A 17,772-nucleotide genomic window follows, 5' to 3' on the forward strand; every position below is an offset into this window, starting at 1 on the left:
CTCCGGGTAAGAAAAACAGGCGGCGACTTCGGCAAGCCTTGGCAATTTTCGGTCTTTTGGCGAGAGGACGGCATCGGCTTCAGCCAGACCCCAATCGATGGCGAGTTCGGGATCGTTCCACAAGATGCCCCGGTCGTGCTCCGGGGCGTAGTATTGCGACACCTTGTAAAGAACCTCGGTGTGCGGCTCCAGCGTCACCAGTCCGTGGGCAAACCCTGTGGGAACCAGGATCTGCTTTCCATTTTCAGCGGAGATGACCGACGACACATGCTGGCCGTAGGTCGGAGACCCCACCCGCAGATCGACAGCAACATCCAGTATCGCGCCGCGCACAACCCGCACCAGCTTGTCCTGTGCGAAGGGCGGCATCTGGTAATGCAGCCCGCGAACCGTTCCCTTTTCCGCGGAATAGGCGTGATTGTCCTGTATGAAATCGATGTCTATTCCGGCGTCGCTCAGCAGAGCCTTGTTGTAGGTTTCGGAAAAGAAACCACGGCTGTCACCATGCCGCTTCGGGCAGAGAATTCTGACTTCGGGAATGTCCAGTTCAATTACTTCAAGCATGAATCCGTTTCGGCTTCGCGGTCAGGCTTCGCGAAAGTCCCGCTTCAAAGCAGGCCTCCCGCAAACCCTTACAAGATTTTCGTGCCTTTTTCATGTAACCATAGAAAGCCTGAACCTCAGACTTCGTCCAGATCGATTTCCAGGATCGCCATCTGGAAGTTCCAGCTCAGGTCTTCATCCTCATCATCACGGAAGATGACGCCGATGAATTCATCGCCAATGTAAACCTCTGCAGAGTCGTCCTTGCGCGGACGGGCCTGCACCTTGATGGTCTTGTTCTCGAACTTCGAACGCAGATAGGCTTCGATCTTTCGGATTTCGTCGGGTTTCACGGCGCTCTCCTGTTCTTTTCTTTCATCATCATTCTGGCGCGGACCCTACAGGAGCGAACGGAAATGCCAAAGCCTTTCCGCAAGCTTTCCCCGTCTTCCTGAAACCGGAAATTCAATTCGATTGACTGGCATCTTCGCCGAGCAGTTGATTCATGCTGCGCGCCGGTTCTGCGCACCCTGCCTTGCCGACAATCTTGGCCGGAACCCCGGCAACGGTGGTGTTTGCAGGCACGTCCTGAAGCACGACCGATCCCGACGCAATGCGTGAGCAATGGCCGATTTCCAGGTTGCCAAGCACCTTGGCGCCCGCACCGAGCAAGACACCGCGGCGGATTTTCGGATGACGGTCGCCATCCTCCTTGCCGGTCCCGCCAAGGGTCACCCCCTGCAGAATCGACACATCATCCTCGATCACCGCAGTGCCGCCAACGACGATGCCTGTGCCATGGTCGATGAAGATACCCTGCCCCACAGGGACAGCCGGATGGATGTCGATCTGAAACACTTCCGAGGAACGGCTTTGCAGATAAAGGGCAAAATCCTTGCGGCCCCGGCGCCAAAGCCAGTTCGCCAGCCGGTGAGTCTGCAAACCGTGAAATCCCTTGAAGTAGAGCACGGGTTCCAGGAAGCGGAAGCATGCCGGGTCGCGGTCGAAGACAGCTACAATGTCGACACGGAAGATCTTGGCCTGCTCCGGCTCGTCGGCCAGCGCTTCAAGGTAGGTCTGGCGGATCAGCGATGCGGAAACGATGTCCCGGCCCAGCCGGTCGCCAAGGCGATGAACCACGGCCTCTTCCAGGCTGTCGTGGTTCAGAACCGTTTCATAGACGAAGGACGACAGGGCCGGCTCTGCCGCGACCATCGCTTGTGCTTCATCCCGCAATTGATGCCAGACCGGATCATGCGTCGGAACTTCTTTCAAACCGGTCTTGCCGATCGGTGCTGACATGGCCTATCTCCTTTTCAAGCCGTCACGAGTAGCCCTTAAAATAGGACTGTCGTCTGATATTCCCAAATCAAACTTCCTGATATCAGATATGACTGTCTCGAATGAACCCTGATACCCGAAGATTTTCAGCACCTTGCGAACTGAATCGTATTTTGAGGTTAAGTCATGCCTACGCAAACGTCCCAAACAGCCCCTTCCGGCAACCCGATGGTGGTTCGCAGCGGTCAGATTGCGGAACTTGTGCTGAATGCACCGGACAGGAAAAACGCGCTGCCGCTTGCTGCCTGGCTGGCAATCCCGGGCCTGCTGGCGGAGCTGGCACAGGATCCTGCCATCCGGGTGTGCATTGTGCGAGGCGCCGGGGGCAAGAGCTTTTGCGCAGGTGCTGACATTTCGGAATTCGAAGCCATCCGCTCCACGCCGGAGGCTGCCAAACGCTATGACGACATCAATGTCGCCGCCTTCAAGGCTCTGAAGGCTCTGCCGGTTCCGGTCATTGCGGCAATCGAAGGCCCATGCCTTGGCGGTGGGCTGGGCATCGCACTCGCCTGTGACCTGCGTATCGCCACGCGCTCTGCCTTCTTCGCCATTCCCGCAGCCCGGCTTGGGCTTGCCTATCCGCCTGAAGCGCTCGGCGATCTGCTGGAAGCTGTTTCGCCTTCCAACGCCAAGAGACTGCTGTTTTCGGCCGAGCGCTTGACGGCGGAAAAGGCGCTCGATATGGGCCTCGTCAACGAGGTGGTGGACGAAACGGAGCTGAACCGTCGCATCGAGGCCCTCAGCGAGGTGCTGTGCGCCAATGCACCTCTTTCGCTGAAGGCGGCAAAGCAGGCCATCAACCGGCTGGCCCAGCCCGGCAGTCAGACTGACGCAGCTGCCGATCTCGCCAACGCACAAGCCTGCGTCGACAGCGCCGACTACCGCGAAGGCTGCAGGGCCTTTCTGGAAAAAAGAGCACCGGTGTTTACAGGCGTCTGACGGCAAAGGCGACCCGAACCCTTACCTGAATCAACCTCTGAACCGTTAGGGCCAGGACGTTGAAACGACTCCTCAATTCGGCTTCGGCCGGAGAGCAAGCGCTTGCCGGTGCTTGACCGCCCGCTCGGCCTCAGGCCATGGCCGCGTCGGATTTGAGCGCGATCAGGAAGTCTTCTACCGCTCCGGCAAAGACATCGTTGCGATCACCGGCAACCATGTGCCCGGCGTCTCGAATATCGGTAAATTTCGCGTGCGGGACTTGCGCCTGAAACTCGCGTACATGGTCCATCGAGACCAGTTCGGAGTTCTGCCCCCGGATCAGCAAAACCGGCAGAGAAAGATTGCCGGCTGCTGCCAGCATGCGCTGCTGGGATTCCACCGCCTTGTCCTCATCCTGATGATGTTTGGACTTCAGGAACGCCGGATCCCAATGCCAGCGATAGCGGCCATCGGCGTGGAGACGAAGGTTCTTCGACAGGCCGGACAGATCCTTCGGCCGAGCCCGGTTCGGCAGATAACGGGCAATCGCATCGGCGGCCTCTTCCACATCGGCAAAGCCATCATCGACCCTGTCGCCCATGAAGCCCAGGATCTTGGCAACACCGCCCATGTCGATCCGCGGTGTGATGTCCACCAGCACCAGTGCGGAAAGACCGCCTGTGTTTTCCTGTCCTTCTGCCAGCATGCCGGCAAAGCCGCCCAGCGATGCACCGACAACAACCGGGCTTGCCTTGTGCAGGGCTTCAACCTGACGGGTGACAGCCACAAGGTCCTTGGCGAAATCGTCGAATGTGTAATTGCCGGAAGCGACCCAGTCGCTTTCTCCGTGCCCGCGCTGGTCCAGCGAATAGACCGGGTGGCCGAGATCCGCGATCCTGCGCGCCGCTCCGTCCCACGAATGCCGGGTCTGACCACCGCCGTGGAGCATGATCACTGGCAGATCCCCTACCCCGTAGCGATCTGCAACCAGACTGTTCTTCTCCGCCCCCTGGAATTCAACACGCTTCGGCCCCATGCAACCTCCCTCGCAGCCCGATCACCTTTGCCGAACGCCTGTCAGGGCACGCCGTCCGGCGGTATCGAGCCTTACGCTTCTACATTGTTCAGGAACGCCAGAACGCCCTGTTTGTGCACCTTGTCGCCCACCGCAACCATGTGATCGCGACCCGGGATCTCAAGAACTTCCGCATGCGGGATCAATGCCGCCAGTTTGTGCGGCGACCCGGCAATGTCATCCTTCGTGCCAACGGCAATCAGGACAGGGCGCTCGATACGTGCGACGTCTTCCTCGCTGATTTTCTGCCGGGAAGAGCGCATGCAGGCCGCCAGCGCCCGCCGGTCGGATCCCGTCTGCTCGGCAAAAGCCCGGAAGGCCCGCCCCGTGCGGTCGGAAATGTCCTGGATTCGGTCGGCCTCAAGCGCTGCTGCAATCGGCTCCGGATCGCCCACCCCGGAAATCATGCCGTAGCCAAGACCGCTGAAGATCGCGCGCCGAACCCTGTCCGGATGATTGAGGGTCAGAAACGCGGAAATCCGCGCGCCCATGGAGTAACCCATGACGTCGGCCCGTTCGATGTTCAGGTGATCGAGCAGGCGCTTGGCATCCTCCGCCATGACCGGCGCGCCATAGGCGGCCGGATCGTAGAATTTCTGGCTGTCGCCGTGGCCGCGATTGTCGATGGTGATCACGCGCCTGCCATCGCCCACCAGCAAGTCGACCCAGCCGGGGTACTGCCAGTTCACCTGCTTGTTGGATGCAAACCCGTGGATCAGCAGGATCGGGTCGCCCTCGCCTTGATCCTGATAGGCGATCCTCACACCGTCGAACTCGAATTGAGGCATCTAAGACTTTAACCCTTACGTAAACGGAATATCTAATTGCACGGTAGAGTAAGGGGTTTAGGCGGCGAAGGTAAAGCCCATTTCCAGCTTCAGGTGCAGCCCGCCTGCGGTTGTGGATCGCAGACTACGGGTCTACCCATATATTTTACAAATGGATATGGTCCGCAAAATTTGCTATCGGGGTCCGACCCTTTCGAGACAGAGGAATTTCAACATGGCGGATCATGTCGTCCCGCATTTCCAGAACTCCAGCGGACACGATTCGGTGGCCATCGGCGCACGGGAATTCATGTGCATCGGCGCAAATCCTCCGTTCGATCACCCGCATGTGTTTCTGGACATGGGCAGTGAGAACGAAGTGGTTTGCCCTTATTGCTCCACGCTCTACAAGTTCGACAAAACACTGCAGGCAACCGAATCCTCGCCTTCAGACTGCACCTGGGCACCTGCTGCCGCCTGATAAATTGGCCTGATCATGAGCAACAATGGCGAGATCGGTCACCCGATCATCATTGCCGGCGCCGGCATCGGCGGTCTCACGGCCGCTCTCAGCCTGCGCGCTCAAGGTCATGAGATCGTCCTTATGGACAAGGCGCGGCAACTGTCGGAAGTCGGCGCCGGTCTGCAGCTATCCCCCAATGCCTGCTCCGTGCTGGACCAGCTCGGCCTGCTGGAAGATCTGGCTCCCTATGCATATGCGCCGGACTTTGTAAAAATCTGGTCGGCAAAATCCGGTGAAGAGCTGGCCAGGGTCACCATGGGTGCCTTTCTGAAGGAGCGTCACGGCTATCCCTTCTGGGAAATCCACCGGGCAGACCTGCAACGCGTTCTGCTGGAGCGTGTACAAGCCACAGACGGCATTTCCCTGCGCCTTTCCAGCGAAGTGCTCGATCTGGAAGCCTCTCCCTACGACCCTCTGACCTGCATCTTCCAGGATGAAGAGGTCACCGGAAATCTGCATTGCAAGGCGCTTATCGGTGCAGACGGTGTCTGGTCCAAAACCCGCAGGCTCGTCCCCGGGCATGAAGATGCACATTTCAGCGGCCAGGTAGCCTACAGGGCAACTGTGCCGATCGATGCGGTTCCCGCACGCTGGCGGCAGGATGCCAACCTGTGGTTCCACAAGAGTGCGCATCTCGTGCATTACCCGGTTCGCGGCGGACGGGAACTCAATATCGTCGGGCTTGTCGAAGAATCCTGGAAGGATGAAACCTGGTCTGCAAAGGCCAACAAGGAAACCCTTCTGAAGATCTTCCGGGACTGGCCGACTGAGGTTCGCAACCTTCTCACGATCCCCGAAACCTGGTTGAAATGGGCGCTGTGCAGCGTCAGCGCTGCGGGTCCCTGGACCCATGGCAGCATTGCCCTCATCGGCGATGCCGCTCATGCGATGCTGCCATTCATGGCCCAGGGCGCGGGAATGTCCATAGAGGATGCGGCCGTGCTGGCGCAGCATATGCCGCAGAACGTTGACAACATTCCCGCCGCCTTCCGGGCCTTTGAGCGGCAACGCAAAGACAGGGTCCAGCACATCCAGGGCATTTCCTTCAAGAATGCCCGCACGTTTCACTACGGCGGCGCCATGGCCTTTGCCCGCGACACCGTGTTGCGTCTGTCGAAACCGGAGAGCCTCGCCGCCCGGTTCGACGATATTTATGGCTGGACCCCCGGGCAATAAGCCCGCTTTCGCTTGAGCCCGGCCTCAAGCTGGGATAAAGCCAATCCCCATCCATGTGTCAGGGAGTGCGAAGATGACCGGTCAGAGGGCGGATGACGTTGTAACGGCTGCGTTTCTGGTCATCGGTGACGAGATCCTGTCCGGCCGCACCAAGGACAAGAACATCGGCTTCCTCGCCGATTACCTGACAGCGCTCGGGATCGACCTGAAGGAAGTGCGCATTGTTCCGGACGAAAAGCCGGAAATCATCGGCGCCGTCAATGCGTTGCGGGCACGTTACGACTACGTGTTCACCTCCGGAGGCATCGGCCCGACTCACGACGACATCACCGCGGAAAGCATCGCCGAAGCGTTCGGGGTCCCGCTGAACCTCGATCCGCGTGCCGTCGCCATCATGGAACCCCATTACCCGCCGGGACAATTCACCCCCGCCCGCCAGCGGATGGCCCGGATTCCGGAAGGCGCCGACCTCATTGAAAACAAGGTGTCCAAGGCCCCCGGCTTCCGGCTGGAAAACGTTCACGTCATGGCGGGCGTTCCTTCCATCATGCAGGCGATGATGGACGCGCTCGCACCTGACTTGCGGACAGGCAAGAAGATGCTGTCGGAAACGGTTGCCGCCGACATGCCCGAGAGCCGCATCGCCGAGCGCCTCGCCGCCATTCAGGATGCACATCCGCAAACCCTGATCGGCTCTTATCCGAGAGCGACGGACGGCAAGTTCAGCACACAAATCGTGATCCGCTCGCGCGACGAGGCCATACTGATGGCCGCGGTCAAGGACGTGGCGGAAGCAGTCGCAGACCTATCGGGATAATCTGAAGGACTAGAAATGGAAAACCCAGCCCAAAACAAAGCATTCCCTGTTTCCTGGGACATGTTTCACAGAGATTCCCGCGCTCTGGCCTGGCGCCTGTCGAGCGAAGGCGAATGGAAAGCCATCGTCTGCATCACCCGTGGCGGACTGGTGCCGGCCGGCATCGTTGCGCGCGAACTCGGCATCCGCACCATCGAAACCGTCTGCATTGCCTCCTATCATGATTACGACAGCCAGGGCTCGCTCAAGGTCATCAAGCCGATCGACCCCAAGGTCGTTGATCTGGAAGACGGCGAAGGCAGCGGCGTTCTGGTCATCGATGATTTGGTCGACACCGGCAAGACCATGAAGGTCGTTCGCGAAATGCTGCCGAAGGCGCATTACGCGACCGTTTACGCAAAGCCGGTTGGCGTGCCCATGGTCGACACTTTCATCACGGAAGTTTCGCAGGACACCTGGATCTACTTCCCCTGGGACATGGGCTGGCAGTTTCAGCCGCCGCTCGCCAAGGAAACCGCGGGCTGACCCCCGTTCCACGGACAGGCTAAGCCCCTGTCCGCGTCCTCATTGTCAGACCCGAAAGTGGTGCACCGGGGCGATTGCTTCAACCACATTGTCATTCCCGCGAAAGCGGGAAACCAGGACACCATGAGGTTACTAGGTCCCCGCTTTCGCGGGGATGACAACTGGGAAAGGCGGAAGTTCGTGACAGCAACCACGACAACTGCGTCCTCTGATACTTTCCAGTCAGCCTCTCAGGACATTTTCTATTAATTCGACAATCGGCCGGTCAGACATCACGTCTGGCCGGTCGATTTGCGTCTGGGTCATAAAGTCATTCCACCAAGGCACCTCAGACTGCCGAGATAAAAAACACGGCAAATCAGAACTTTGGCGCCTTTCATGCGTTGCCTTTAGGAAAACATCCTCAGACAGCCTAATTCGGGAAACGGAATGCTCACCAGACGTTTGTTCCTTGCCTCCGCCGCAGCCGCTCTTGTGACCGGCTGCGCTTCCAGCCAGCGAACCGGACAACTTGCCGGTCCAGGTTACCCAGCCAATGGTTCGGGAGGAGCTGTGCGCATATCGCCCGAGTACCTTCAGATGTACCGGGCAATGCCTGAAGAACCCTACCCGATCCCGGCAGTGGATCTGTCCAAGATCAATCCGGTCTACTATCGCCAACTGGTCAACTACGCCGCACCCGAACCTGCCGGCACGATCATCGTCGATACGCCCAACCGGTTTCTCTATCTGACCATGGAGGGCGGCCAGGCAATGCGGTATGGCGTCGGCATCGGCCGGGAAGGGTTTGCCTGGGGCGGCCGTGCACGCATCGCCCGCAAGGCGGTCTGGCCCAAGTGGACCCCGCCTGCAGAAATGATCGACCGACAGCCCGAACTGGAGAAATACAGGAACGGCATGCCGCCGGGCCTCGACAACCCGTTGGGCGCGCGGGCGCTTTATATTTTCGAAGGCACCCGTGACACGCTCTACCGCCTGCACGGCACGTCCGAAACCTGGTCCATCGGCAAAGCCGTGTCGTCCGGCTGTGTGCGCCTGCTCCAGCAGGACATCATCGATCTGTATAACCGTGTGCCAAACGGCACGCCCGTTGTCGTGCGGCAGGCGTAATAGCCGCCGCCACCCAGTCTGGCTTGGCTCAGGCGATGATCTCGACCGGCTTGACCGCATCGATGCCGTCAAGCCGGACATCGCAACCGATTGCAAAGGCCTCCACCCCGGCGCGTCTCGCCTCGGCAAAGGCGGCTGCGTAGGCAGGGTCGATGTCGTCCGCCAGACTCATCCGGCTGCAGTCGGGCCGCTGCACCAGAAACACCATCGCCGCGCGGTGGCCCTCGGCCACCATATCGCTCAGTTCCACAAGATGCTTTGCGCCACGCGCGGTGACACTGTCGGGAAATTCAGCAAGTCCTGCTTCGCGCATCAGGTGGACGTTCTTCACTTCCACGTAGGTCTTCGCGCCATCCGCGCCTTCCAGCAGAATGTCGATGCGCGAGTTCTTGCCGTATTTCACCTCACGGCGCAGGGTTTCATATCCTGCCAGCCCGGAAATCCGTCCTGCCTCAAGCGCTTCTTCCACCAGTTTGTTGGGATGCGCCGTGTTGATCCCCACCAGTGCTCCGTCAGCCTCGATCACTTCCCAGGAATATTTGAGCTTCCGTTTTGGATTGTCCGAAGCCGACAGCCAGACCCGTGAACCCGGCTCCTTCAAACCCAGCATCGACCCCGGATTGGCGCAATGCGCCGTGATTGCACCGCCATCGTCGTCCAGAAGAACATCGGCAAGAAAGCGCTTGTAACGCTTGACCAGACGGCCGCTGACGAGGGGCGCGGAAAACTTCATGACAGGTCTCTCTCATGCAGATCAGGGCCGGACGGCCCCGCTTGTTCAGGTGAGCCAGAGGGTCACTTGGACCAGAAATCCGGATCAAGAAGAACCAGGATTGTGAACAGCTCAAGGCGGCCGACCAGCATCGCAAAGGACAGCAGCCACTTGGCGCCATCCGGCAAGGGCGCGAAATGGCCTGCTGGGCCGATAACCGGCCCCAGGCCCGGTCCGACATTGCCCACCGATGTGGCCGCGGCGGAAATGGCGGTGACCAGATCCAGATCGAAGAAGGACAAGGCAACCGTGATGATGCCGACCGATCCCATGTAAACGACGAGGAAAGCCAGAACCGAAAACGACAATTCAGGCGTCAGTCTGGTGCCGCCGTATTCTTCCGACATGATCCGGTGCGGCCGCACCATACGGCGCAGATGCGCTCGGACCGTGCCGAAGAACACCAGAAAACGGAAAATCTTGATGCCGCCGGTCGTCGAACCGGTACAACCGCCGACGAACATCAGCAGCAGCGCGATGCCGACGACCGGCGCACCCCATTGCGAATAGTCGCCCAGCGCATAGCCGGTGCCGGTTACGATGGAAACCACATTGAAGGTGGCTCTCAGCAGGGCCTCATCAAAGGGAAAGTGCATATTGAGGCCGAGGTAGACGGTCAGAGTCATCGCGACGACGGCCAGAAACCCGAGCAGCGCCCGCACCTGCGGATCGCGCCAGAGCAGCAGCGGATGGCCACGCAAGGCCTGCACGATAAGCACGAACGGCAGGGCCCCGATGATCATGAAGACAATCGCAACCCACCCGGACGCGGGATTGGTGAAATAGCCGAAGGACTGGTCGTGGGTGGAAAACCCGCCCGTCGCAATCGTGGTCAGGGCGTGGTTGAAGGCATCAAACAGCTCAATGCCGGTGATCAGATAGGCGACAATGCACAGGAAGGTCAGGAACAGATAGGCAAGCCCGATCAGGCGGATCAGTTCCACCGAGCGACTGACGATCTTTTCCGACCGGTCGGAGTTCTCACTCTGGAAAAGCTGCATACCGCCGATCCTCAGGAACGGCAGCAGCACGATGGCCATGACGATGATACCGACGCCGCCCATCCACTGCATCAGCGACCGCCAGACCAGCAATCCTGGCGGCAGGCTGTCGATGCCCGTCAGAACGGTGGACCCGGTGGTGGTAAAGCCGGAGACAGCCTCGAAAACCGCGTCCGCGTAGCCGATGCCCAGCCACAGAAACGGCAGTGCGCCGAAGGCCGGCAAGGTGGTCCAGGCGAGTGTCGTGAGGACGAACGTCTGCCGGGTGTCCAGTCCCTCGCGCAGCGAGCCGCCGACGGCAAGGGACAGCAGCATGCCGATCATGCCCGTCAGAAGCGCGGAAAAGACGAAGGCCTGCCAATCGGCGTTTTTCTGGGCCACGTCCACGATCGCCGGAATGAGCATGGCTGTCGCCAGGCCGACATACAGAAATCCGAGAACGTTCAAAACTGGTCTGAGAGAAATCAAGTATCAGTCTTCCCGAAAAACACTGTGCAGATCGGCCATTACGCGAACTGCCGAACCAACCACCCGTCCTAACGCCTTTCTGCCGATTTTCCAATGGCTTTGGAGCGCGTTCCCCGGAAGATGACGGCGACCGCCCTCCCCTCTTGATCAATGACAGGCGTGGTGCGTCCCGGCGTAGGTGCCTGCATTTGCTTTCGGCTGGCGTTCAGCCACAACGGTGCGCCGGATATCCCCGTGCGACATCAGCACCGGCACGACCGCTTTCCACCAACTCTCTTGACCCTGTTCAGGATTTCGTAGCGAATGAGAATTACTTTTGCGTGCTGACTGTCGATCCAGCCCCTTATACGTGAAATTAACGAGGATTTGGTGCAATAAAACGGCTCGGCCTACACTCGCTTGTATTCAGGATCAGCATTACCCTGCTCGTCATGGTGTTCTGCAGCATCGGGCTGATCTCCGGCCTTGCCTATCTTGAATTATCCAGAACCACTCAGGAAAACGCGTCCACTAGGCTTGACCGGGCAGCCCACACGGCCGCGTCGATACTACGGTATGGAACGAATGACAGGCTTCTTCCCGAATTCGCAGGCTCCGGCGCCCCGATCCTTATACGCGTTCCCGGCGCAACTGCCGGCGAATTGCTCGAACCCGGCGAAAAACTGGATGCGCTGGTCGAAACCATCGGCAAGACCAATCAGGGCGCAGTCAATCTGTTCAAATGGTCGCCCAGGACCGGCACCTTCGACAGTCTTGCGACCACGTTTCCCTACCCCGGGGGCGTCCCTCCGTCGGCTTATTCGATCGGTGAAGGACACCCTGCCTTTGCCAGCCTTTCAGCCGGGCAGCCTTTTTCCGGCAACGTTCCGGTTCAAGGCAGGTTTCGTCTCGCCTATCTGACACCGATTGTCACCGAAGGCGGCAAGGTCGCCGGTGCGCTTGCAGTCGACGTCGGCTGGGTGGACGACCTGGCTCTGGCCGAAAACCGCCTGAAGACCCGCATAGCCCCTGCGGCCCTCATCATTCTGATTGCCGTAATCCTCATTGGCGGAGTGGTTTTACGCTTCGAATTGCGCCCCTTGCGCCGACTGGCAAAGGTGGCCGATGAACTCGCCGCCGGCCTCCAACCAAAGCGTATTCCCTTCACGGACCGGCGGGACGAAATCGGTGATCTGGCGCATGGGCTCGAAAGGGTTACAGACCTTCAGGACAAGTTGCACAAGCTTGCCTATACGGACCCGGTAACGACCGCGGGCAATCGCGCCAGATATTTTTCCGACCTGAGCGAAGCGTTACGGAGAGCGAAGTCCGGTTCCTTTTCCGCGTCCCTCATCCATCTGGATTTCAACGGCTTTGCAAAGGTCAACGACACTTTTGGCCAGCAGGTCGGCAATCGGGTGCTGTTGCAGGCCTACGTCCGGCTTGCGAACATCTTTGGTCCGAGCGCGCAAATCGCACGCATCTCCGCAGATGACTTTTGCATTCTTCTTCCGTTCGACGGTAAAGGCGCGATCGCGGAAGACTACGCCGTGCAGGCAATCGACATGCTGTCCGTGCCCTTCCAGATGGAAGAAGGTGAAATCCATGTGGAACCAAGTATCGGCATCGCCTTGTTGCCACAGGACGCAGAAGATGCGGAAACCGCTCATCGTATGGCCGGTCTCGCCTTGAGGGCAGCGAAACGAAGCGCAGGCGCAGGCGCACGATACGAATTCTTCTCCCCGCCGCTCAATGACCGGGTTCAGAGCGAAATGCTGACGGAGACGCTGCTTCGGGCCGCGCTCCAGACCCGTCAGCTCGTTCTGCACTACCAGCCTCAGGTTTGTCCCGCTGATGGCCGTCTCATCGGCCTGGAGGCCCTGCTCCGCTGGCCGCACGAAAAACGCGGCGACATCCCCCCGGCTGAGTTCATTCCGATCGCCGAAAAAACCGGACTTATCCTGGAGCTTGGCGGATATGTGCTGGAAACGGCCTGCAAGCAGGCGGCGCAGTGGCGGCAGGCCGGGTTCGAATTCGGTCAGGTTTCGATCAACGTTTCACCGCTTCAATTCCGCCAGTCCAGCTTTGCCGAGACAGTGCGTCAGACCTTGAAGACCTACGGGCTGCCGGCCAGTTACCTGTGTCTGGAAGTAACGGAAAATGTCTTTGTCGACACCAGGGAACAACTGGTTATGGATATCCTCTCCCAGCTTCAGAAGATTGGCGTGCAATTGTCGCTGGACGACTTTGGCTCAGGATATTCCTCGCTGAGTTATCTGCATCGTCTGCCGTTCCAGGAACTGAAAATCGATCGCGCCTTCATTTCCGGAGCGGACAGCCACCCGCAGCGAGAACAGCTCTTTGAAGCAATTGTTCGCCTTGGCCGCAGCCTGGGGCTGCGCGTGATTGCGGAGGGGGCCGAAACAGCAGGTGAATTTGCACTGACGGTCACCCACAAGTGCGACGGTATCCAGGGCTATATCTGTTCCCCGGCGGTGCCCGCAGACCGCATTCAGTCGCAATTGCAAAGCTTCGGTGTCGCGCTGAAATCCAATACCCTTGCGGGTGGCTCAAGCCATTCCTCGAAACAGCGGGCGTGATCTCAACCTGAAACCTTTCCAGTCATCAGGATCGGGGACGCATCCAGTTTATGCGCATTCATCATTTCGGCAATTTGCTCGATGGAGGCAACGAGATTTGCCCGCTCTTCGGCTTTGAGATTATCGAACTTTCGTTCGAACTCGTCATGCAGAAGGCCCGGCAGGTTCGATGCGACCTCCGTGCCCTTTTGCGTCAGCCTGGCATGTACGATTCGCCTGTCCGAGACGGATCTGTATCGCTGAATGAGGCTCTTTTCTTCCAATTTATCGAGAATGGTCACAACCGTTGCCGAACTCAGATCGGCATTGTCTGAAAGAGCCTTGGTCGTTACTTCTCCCAGATCTCGAATGCCTTGTAAAACAATGATTTGCGGGATCGTAAGCCCGGTCATCCTGGACACTTCGCGAGAGCGCAAGTCAATGGCCCGGACGATCTTCCGGATAGCCTTGACCACTTGCGATGACTGCATCGCCTGCATCATTACACCTCTATTAATTTGAACTCTAATGATTAGAGCTCTATATAGTGCGCGTCCAGTTACAAAACGGAGATTTTTTTCAATATGTGCGGCATTTGCGGCGAAGTGGTTTTCAATGGCAGCCAGGCAGACGTGGTTCGGGTCAGCCGGATGGCGGATGCAATGGCAGCGCGCGGCCCGGACGGAATGGGTGTGACGCAACGCGGCCGGGTCGCATTCGGTCACAGGCGCTTGAAAATTATTGACCTCAGCGAACGTGGTACCCAGCCCATGACCGACATGGCGCTTGGCCTGTCGCTGGTCTTCAACGGCTGCATCTATAATTACCAGGAGCTGCGGACCGAACTCATGGACCGCGGTTATTCGTTCTTCTCCACCAGCGACACCGAGGTCATCCTCAAGGCCTGGGCCGAGTGGGGCAAGGATTGCTTTTCCAGGTTCCATGGCATGTTTGCCATCGCCATTCACGAACACGACAGTGGCCGCATCCACCTTGCTCGCGACAGGTTCGGTATCAAGCCGCTTTACCTGAGCGAAGCCAACGGACGTCTTGCCTTTGCATCCTCCCTGCCCGCTCTGCTGGCCGGTGGCGGCATCGACAAGTCGATCGACCGCGTCGCCCTGCACCACTACATGAGCTGGCACGCCGTCGTTCCCGCGCCGCGCACGATCCTGAACGGTGTGCGCAAGATGCCCGCCGCCACCGTGCGGACGATTGAAGCCGACGGCAGCTCCGCCGAGCATACCTACTGGGAGCCGCGGTTTGAAAAATCAGCGGAAGATCTCGCCCGCAGCGCCGACGACTGGCGCGATGAGGTTCTGGAAAGCCTGCGCACCGCTGTTCGCCGCCGCATGGTGGCCGACGTTCCCGTCGGCGTTCTTCTCTCCGGCGGTGTGGATTCCAGCCTGATCGTCGGTCTCTTGGCCGAGGAAGGTCAGAAAGGCCTTGCCACGTTCTCCATCGGTTTCGAGGAAGCCCACGGCGAAAAGGGCGACGAGTTCCAGTACTCGGACTTGATTGCCGAGCACTATGGAACCAATCACCATCAAATTTTTATCCCCTCTTCCGAGCTTCAGACGAACCTGCCCGGAGCGATCAAGGCGATGTCGGAGCCGATGGTCTCCTACGACAACATCGGCTTCTATCTGCTGTCGCGTGAGGTATCCAAACACATCACCGTGGTCCAGTCCGGTCAGGGCGCCGACGAGGTCTTTGCCGGCTATCACTGGTATCCGAAGCTCAAGGGGTCAAACAGCCCGGTTTCCGACTACGCCACCGCCTTCTTCGACCGCACGGAAGCCCAGATGGCAGAGGCTGTTTCGCCTGCCTATCACTGCGAGCGGGATGAAAGCCTTGCATTTGTCGAGCAGCACTTTGCCCGTCCGGGCGCGGAAGATCCCGTCGACAAGGCATTGCGGCTCGACACCAACGTCATGCTGGTGGACGACCCGGTCAAGCGTGTCGATAACCACTCCATGGCCTGGGGTCTGGAAGCGCGCGTGCCCTTCCTCGATCACGAACTGGTCGAGCTCGCCGGGCGCATTCCGGCCGAATTCAAGCTGGCCCAGGAAGGCAAGGGTGTTTTGAAGGAAGCAGCACGAAAGGTCATTCCGAGCGCGGTCATCGACCGTCCGAAGGGCTATTTCCCGGTGCCGGCCCTGAAATACATCCAGGGTGACTACCTCGACATGGTGCGCGACACGCTTTCCAGTCAGGCGGCCAGGGAACGGGGCCTCTTCAACGAGGTTTACCTGCAGAAACTTTATGCCGACCCGACCAAATACATCACGCCGCTGCGTGGTTCGGAACTTTGGCAGGTCGCGCTTCTGGAAATGTGGCTGCAGGCACAGGAGGTCTGAACATGGCCGAGAATGAACCTTCGCGACCTAAGGGCGCGTTCGACCATCGCCTGAAACGCATGCGCCAGCATGGCCTGAAGCCGGAATACCGGCTGGAAGAGACGGAAGCCCAGAAAAACCGCTTCATCGATTGCGGTTGGGGACGGCTGGTGTTCGCCAACACCTACGGCGAAACCGAAAAGCTGGTCGAGGTGCTGCGCAACGAACGGCCGGACAGACGCGACATCGCGTTTTACGTTCGCGATCCGCATGTTCTGGTCGGCTCGGCGCCTCAGGAGCTTTTCCTGGACCCGTCCCACACGTTCCGCCTGGATCTTGCGACCTACCGGCCTGCCCGCAACCGGCGCAAGGGCTTTACCGTGCGCAGGTTGTCCTCGCGCAGCGATGCGGAGGCAATCAACGAGCTTTATCTCACAAGAGGCATGGTGCCGGTGCCGCCGGAGTTCTTCTGGTCGCAACTCGACCCGCGCACCATCACCGTGCTTGTGGCTGAGGAAGACGAAACCGGCGTCATTGTCGGCACCGCCATGGGCGTGGATCACGGCCGAGCCACCAACGGCGCCGATCTCGGCAGCTCGCTCTGGTGTCTCGCAGTTTCTCCCCAGGCCCGGTTTCCGGGCATCGGCGAAGCCCTGGTCCGGCGCATGGCGGAAGTCTTCAAGGGCAAAGGCACGCCGCACATGGATCTGTCGGTGCTGCACGACAACGAACTTGCCATCGGGCTTTACGACAAGCTCGGCTTCGAACGGGTTCCCTATTTCACCATCAAGCGCAAGAACACGATCAACGAGGCGCTGTTCGCAGGCCCTGCTGTCGAAGACAAGCTCAACCCTTACGCCACCATTGTCGTGAACGAAGCACGGCGGCGTGGCATCCAGGCCGAGATCATCGACGCGGAAGGCGGCTTTTTCCGGCTGTCTTATGGTGGCCGTTCGGTTGCCTGCCGCGAATCCTTGAGCGAATTCACAAGCGCCGTCGCCATGTCGATCTGCGATGACAAGGCAACGACACGCCGGATTGTCCAACGTGCCGGTGTCTGTGTGCCGAACCAGATCCTGGCTGGCTCCGCCGACGAGGTCGCAGCGTTTCTGGAAGAACACGGTTCGGTGGTCGTCAAGCCTGCGCGCGGCGAACAGGGCAAGGGCATTGCCATCGGACTGACAAAGACCGAAGACGTGATGGCCGCCGTCGATGTTGCACGCACCTACTCCAACGACGTTCTGGTGGAGGAATTCGTTACGGGCCAGGATCTGCGCCTTGTGGTGATCGACTACAAGGTGGTTGCGACCGCCCTGCGCAAGCCGGCAGAGGTCACCGGCAACGGCAAGGCAACGATTGGCGAGCTGATCGAAATCCAGTCTCGACGCCGGTCCGCGGCGACGGGAGGCGAATCCAGAATTGAAGTGGACGACGAGGTGCTGCGCTGCCTCAGCGCAAACGGCCTTCAACTCGACGATGTTCTGCCGGCCGGCAAGACACTGGCGGTTCGCCGCACCGCGAACCTTCATACAGGCGGCACCATCCACGATGTGACCGGGGAAACCCATCACACCCTCATAGAGGCGGCGATCAAGGCGGCACGCGCCATTGAAATTCCGGTGACAGGCATTGACTTGATGGTCAAAGACCCGCGACAACCGGAGTACCGCTTTATCGAGGCGAACGAACGGCCGGGGCTTGCCAATCACGAACCTCAGCCGACTGCCGAACGCTTCGTGGACTTCCTGTTTCCCCTGTCGGTGCCACAGCCCGTCAGGACGACCTTGAACCGGGCCGGACAATGACCTTGCTGAATATCGATATTTCCTATCTGAACGA

17 protein-coding genes are annotated in these 17,772 nt (G+C 59.4%); 9 read left to right on the forward strand and 8 right to left on the reverse strand.

The window, feature by feature from the left end; translation table 11 throughout:
- The 3 genes from rfbC to cysE all read right to left on the reverse strand — a co-directional run.
- On the reverse strand, positions 1 to 564 hold a 564-nt coding region (gene rfbC, locus SIAM614_RS29900), incomplete at its 3' end, for a dTDP-4-dehydrorhamnose 3,5-epimerase (RefSeq protein WP_006940475.1).
- Between the two features lie 116 nt (positions 565 to 680).
- On the reverse strand, positions 681 to 896 hold the full coding sequence (locus tag SIAM614_RS29905) for a DUF3126 family protein (RefSeq protein WP_006940479.1): 216 nt from the start codon (positions 894 to 896) through the stop codon (positions 681 to 683).
- Positions 897 to 1,008: 112 nt separating this feature from the next.
- Positions 1,009 to 1,845, reverse strand: a complete 837-nt coding sequence (gene cysE / locus SIAM614_RS29910; RefSeq protein ID WP_006940480.1) for a serine O-acetyltransferase — start codon at positions 1,843 to 1,845, stop codon at positions 1,009 to 1,011.
- A gap of 165 nt (positions 1,846 to 2,010) precedes the next feature.
- On the opposite strand from cysE, the gene SIAM614_RS29915 reads away from it, so the two are divergent.
- A complete protein-coding gene (locus SIAM614_RS29915) occupies positions 2,011 to 2,823 on the forward strand; it encodes an enoyl-CoA hydratase (RefSeq protein ID WP_006940481.1) in 813 nt (270 codons plus the stop codon).
- A gap of 130 nt (positions 2,824 to 2,953) precedes the next feature.
- Here SIAM614_RS29915 and SIAM614_RS29920 read toward each other — a convergent pair whose 3' ends face one another.
- On the reverse strand, positions 2,954 to 3,838 hold the full coding sequence (locus SIAM614_RS29920; RefSeq protein ID WP_006940482.1) for an alpha/beta fold hydrolase: 885 nt from the start codon (positions 3,836 to 3,838) through the stop codon (positions 2,954 to 2,956).
- Between the two features lie 71 nt (positions 3,839 to 3,909).
- The gene (locus SIAM614_RS29925) at positions 3,910 to 4,665 is read right to left on the reverse strand and encodes an alpha/beta fold hydrolase (RefSeq protein ID WP_006940483.1); all 756 of its coding nucleotides are present in this window, start codon (positions 4,663 to 4,665) and stop codon (positions 3,910 to 3,912) included.
- 214 nt (positions 4,666 to 4,879) lie between these two features.
- Here SIAM614_RS29925 and SIAM614_RS29930 point away from each other — a divergent pair, with 214 nt between their 5' ends.
- From SIAM614_RS29930 to SIAM614_RS29950, 5 genes are all read left to right on the forward strand, one after another.
- Positions 4,880 to 5,125 carry a zinc-finger domain-containing protein gene (locus tag SIAM614_RS29930; protein WP_006940484.1) on the forward strand — a complete coding sequence of 82 codons (246 nt, stop codon included), beginning with the start codon at positions 4,880 to 4,882 and terminating at the stop codon, positions 5,123 to 5,125.
- A gap of 15 nt (positions 5,126 to 5,140) precedes the next feature.
- Positions 5,141 to 6,343 carry an FAD-dependent monooxygenase gene (locus tag SIAM614_RS29935; RefSeq protein ID WP_006940485.1) on the forward strand — a complete coding sequence of 401 codons (1,203 nt, stop codon included), beginning with the start codon at positions 5,141 to 5,143 and terminating at the stop codon, positions 6,341 to 6,343.
- A gap of 73 nt (positions 6,344 to 6,416) precedes the next feature.
- Positions 6,417 to 7,160: a competence/damage-inducible protein A gene (locus SIAM614_RS29940; RefSeq protein WP_006940486.1), complete on the forward strand. Its 744-nt coding sequence runs from the start codon at positions 6,417 to 6,419 to the stop codon at positions 7,158 to 7,160.
- A 15-nt stretch (positions 7,161 to 7,175) separates the two neighbouring features.
- Complete coding sequence (gene gpt / locus SIAM614_RS29945) at positions 7,176 to 7,685, forward strand: xanthine phosphoribosyltransferase (protein WP_006940487.1); 510 nt, start codon at positions 7,176 to 7,178, stop codon at positions 7,683 to 7,685.
- 429 nt (positions 7,686 to 8,114) lie between these two features.
- On the forward strand, positions 8,115 to 8,795 hold the full coding sequence (locus SIAM614_RS29950) for a L,D-transpeptidase (RefSeq protein WP_040441538.1): 681 nt from the start codon (positions 8,115 to 8,117) through the stop codon (positions 8,793 to 8,795).
- 28 nt (positions 8,796 to 8,823) lie between these two features.
- On the opposite strand, the gene sfsA is transcribed toward SIAM614_RS29950, so the two are convergent.
- Positions 8,824 to 9,528, reverse strand: a complete 705-nt coding sequence (gene sfsA / locus SIAM614_RS29955; protein ID WP_006940489.1) for a DNA/RNA nuclease SfsA — start codon at positions 9,526 to 9,528, stop codon at positions 8,824 to 8,826.
- A 62-nt stretch (positions 9,529 to 9,590) separates the two neighbouring features.
- The gene (locus tag SIAM614_RS29960) at positions 9,591 to 11,015 is read right to left on the reverse strand and encodes a TrkH family potassium uptake protein (protein ID WP_006940490.1); all 1,425 of its coding nucleotides are present in this window, start codon (positions 11,013 to 11,015) and stop codon (positions 9,591 to 9,593) included.
- 452 nt (positions 11,016 to 11,467) lie between these two features.
- On the opposite strand from SIAM614_RS29960, the gene SIAM614_RS29965 reads away from it, so the two are divergent.
- The gene (locus SIAM614_RS29965; protein WP_006940491.1) at positions 11,468 to 13,615 is read left to right on the forward strand and encodes a sensor domain-containing phosphodiesterase; all 2,148 of its coding nucleotides are present in this window, start codon (positions 11,468 to 11,470) and stop codon (positions 13,613 to 13,615) included.
- A gap of 2 nt (positions 13,616 to 13,617) precedes the next feature.
- Here SIAM614_RS29965 and SIAM614_RS29970 read toward each other — a convergent pair whose 3' ends face one another.
- A complete protein-coding gene (locus tag SIAM614_RS29970) occupies positions 13,618 to 14,319 on the reverse strand; it encodes a MarR family winged helix-turn-helix transcriptional regulator (protein WP_324294011.1) in 702 nt (233 codons plus the stop codon).
- On the opposite strand from SIAM614_RS29970, the gene SIAM614_RS29975 reads away from it, so the two are divergent.
- Positions 14,227 to 15,954, forward strand: coding sequence for an N-acetylglutaminylglutamine amidotransferase (locus SIAM614_RS29975; protein ID WP_324294012.1), 1,728 nt, complete (start codon positions 14,227 to 14,229; stop codon positions 15,952 to 15,954). The genes SIAM614_RS29970 and SIAM614_RS29975 overlap by 93 nt on opposite strands.
- A 2-nt stretch (positions 15,955 to 15,956) precedes the next feature.
- Complete coding sequence (ngg, locus tag SIAM614_RS29980; protein WP_040441539.1) at positions 15,957 to 17,738, forward strand: N-acetylglutaminylglutamine synthetase; 1,782 nt, start codon at positions 15,957 to 15,959, stop codon at positions 17,736 to 17,738.
- Positions 17,739 to 17,772 lie beyond the last annotated feature (34 nt).

The sequence above is a fragment of the Roseibium aggregatum IAM 12614 genome (assembly GCF_000168975.1).
Lineage (GTDB): Bacteria > Pseudomonadota > Alphaproteobacteria > Rhizobiales > Stappiaceae > Roseibium > Roseibium aggregatum.

Excerpts from the sequence above, each read along its gene's own strand:
- SIAM614_RS29920 (WP_006940482.1), bottom strand. The coding sequence starts at position 3,838 with ATGGGGCCGAAGCGTGTTGAATTCCAGGGGGCGGAGAAGAACAGTCTG.
- SIAM614_RS29935 (WP_006940485.1), top strand. The coding sequence starts at position 5,141 with ATGAGCAACAATGGCGAGATCGGTCACCCGATCATCATTGCCGGCGCC.
- SIAM614_RS29930 (WP_006940484.1), top strand. The coding sequence starts at position 4,880 with ATGGCGGATCATGTCGTCCCGCATTTCCAGAACTCCAGCGGACACGAT.
- gpt (WP_006940487.1), top strand. The coding sequence starts at position 7,176 with ATGGAAAACCCAGCCCAAAACAAAGCATTCCCTGTTTCCTGGGACATG.
- SIAM614_RS29965 (WP_006940491.1), top strand. The coding sequence starts at position 11,468 with ATGGTGTTCTGCAGCATCGGGCTGATCTCCGGCCTTGCCTATCTTGAA.
- SIAM614_RS29915 (WP_006940481.1), top strand. The coding sequence starts at position 2,011 with ATGCCTACGCAAACGTCCCAAACAGCCCCTTCCGGCAACCCGATGGTG.
- SIAM614_RS29925 (WP_006940483.1), bottom strand. The coding sequence starts at position 4,665 with ATGCCTCAATTCGAGTTCGACGGTGTGAGGATCGCCTATCAGGATCAA.
- cysE (WP_006940480.1), bottom strand. The coding sequence starts at position 1,845 with ATGTCAGCACCGATCGGCAAGACCGGTTTGAAAGAAGTTCCGACGCAT.
- ngg (WP_040441539.1), top strand. The coding sequence starts at position 15,957 with ATGGCCGAGAATGAACCTTCGCGACCTAAGGGCGCGTTCGACCATCGC.
- SIAM614_RS29950 (WP_040441538.1), top strand. The coding sequence starts at position 8,115 with ATGCTCACCAGACGTTTGTTCCTTGCCTCCGCCGCAGCCGCTCTTGTG.
- sfsA (WP_006940489.1), bottom strand. The coding sequence starts at position 9,528 with ATGAAGTTTTCCGCGCCCCTCGTCAGCGGCCGTCTGGTCAAGCGTTAC.
- SIAM614_RS29940 (WP_006940486.1), top strand. The coding sequence starts at position 6,417 with ATGACCGGTCAGAGGGCGGATGACGTTGTAACGGCTGCGTTTCTGGTC.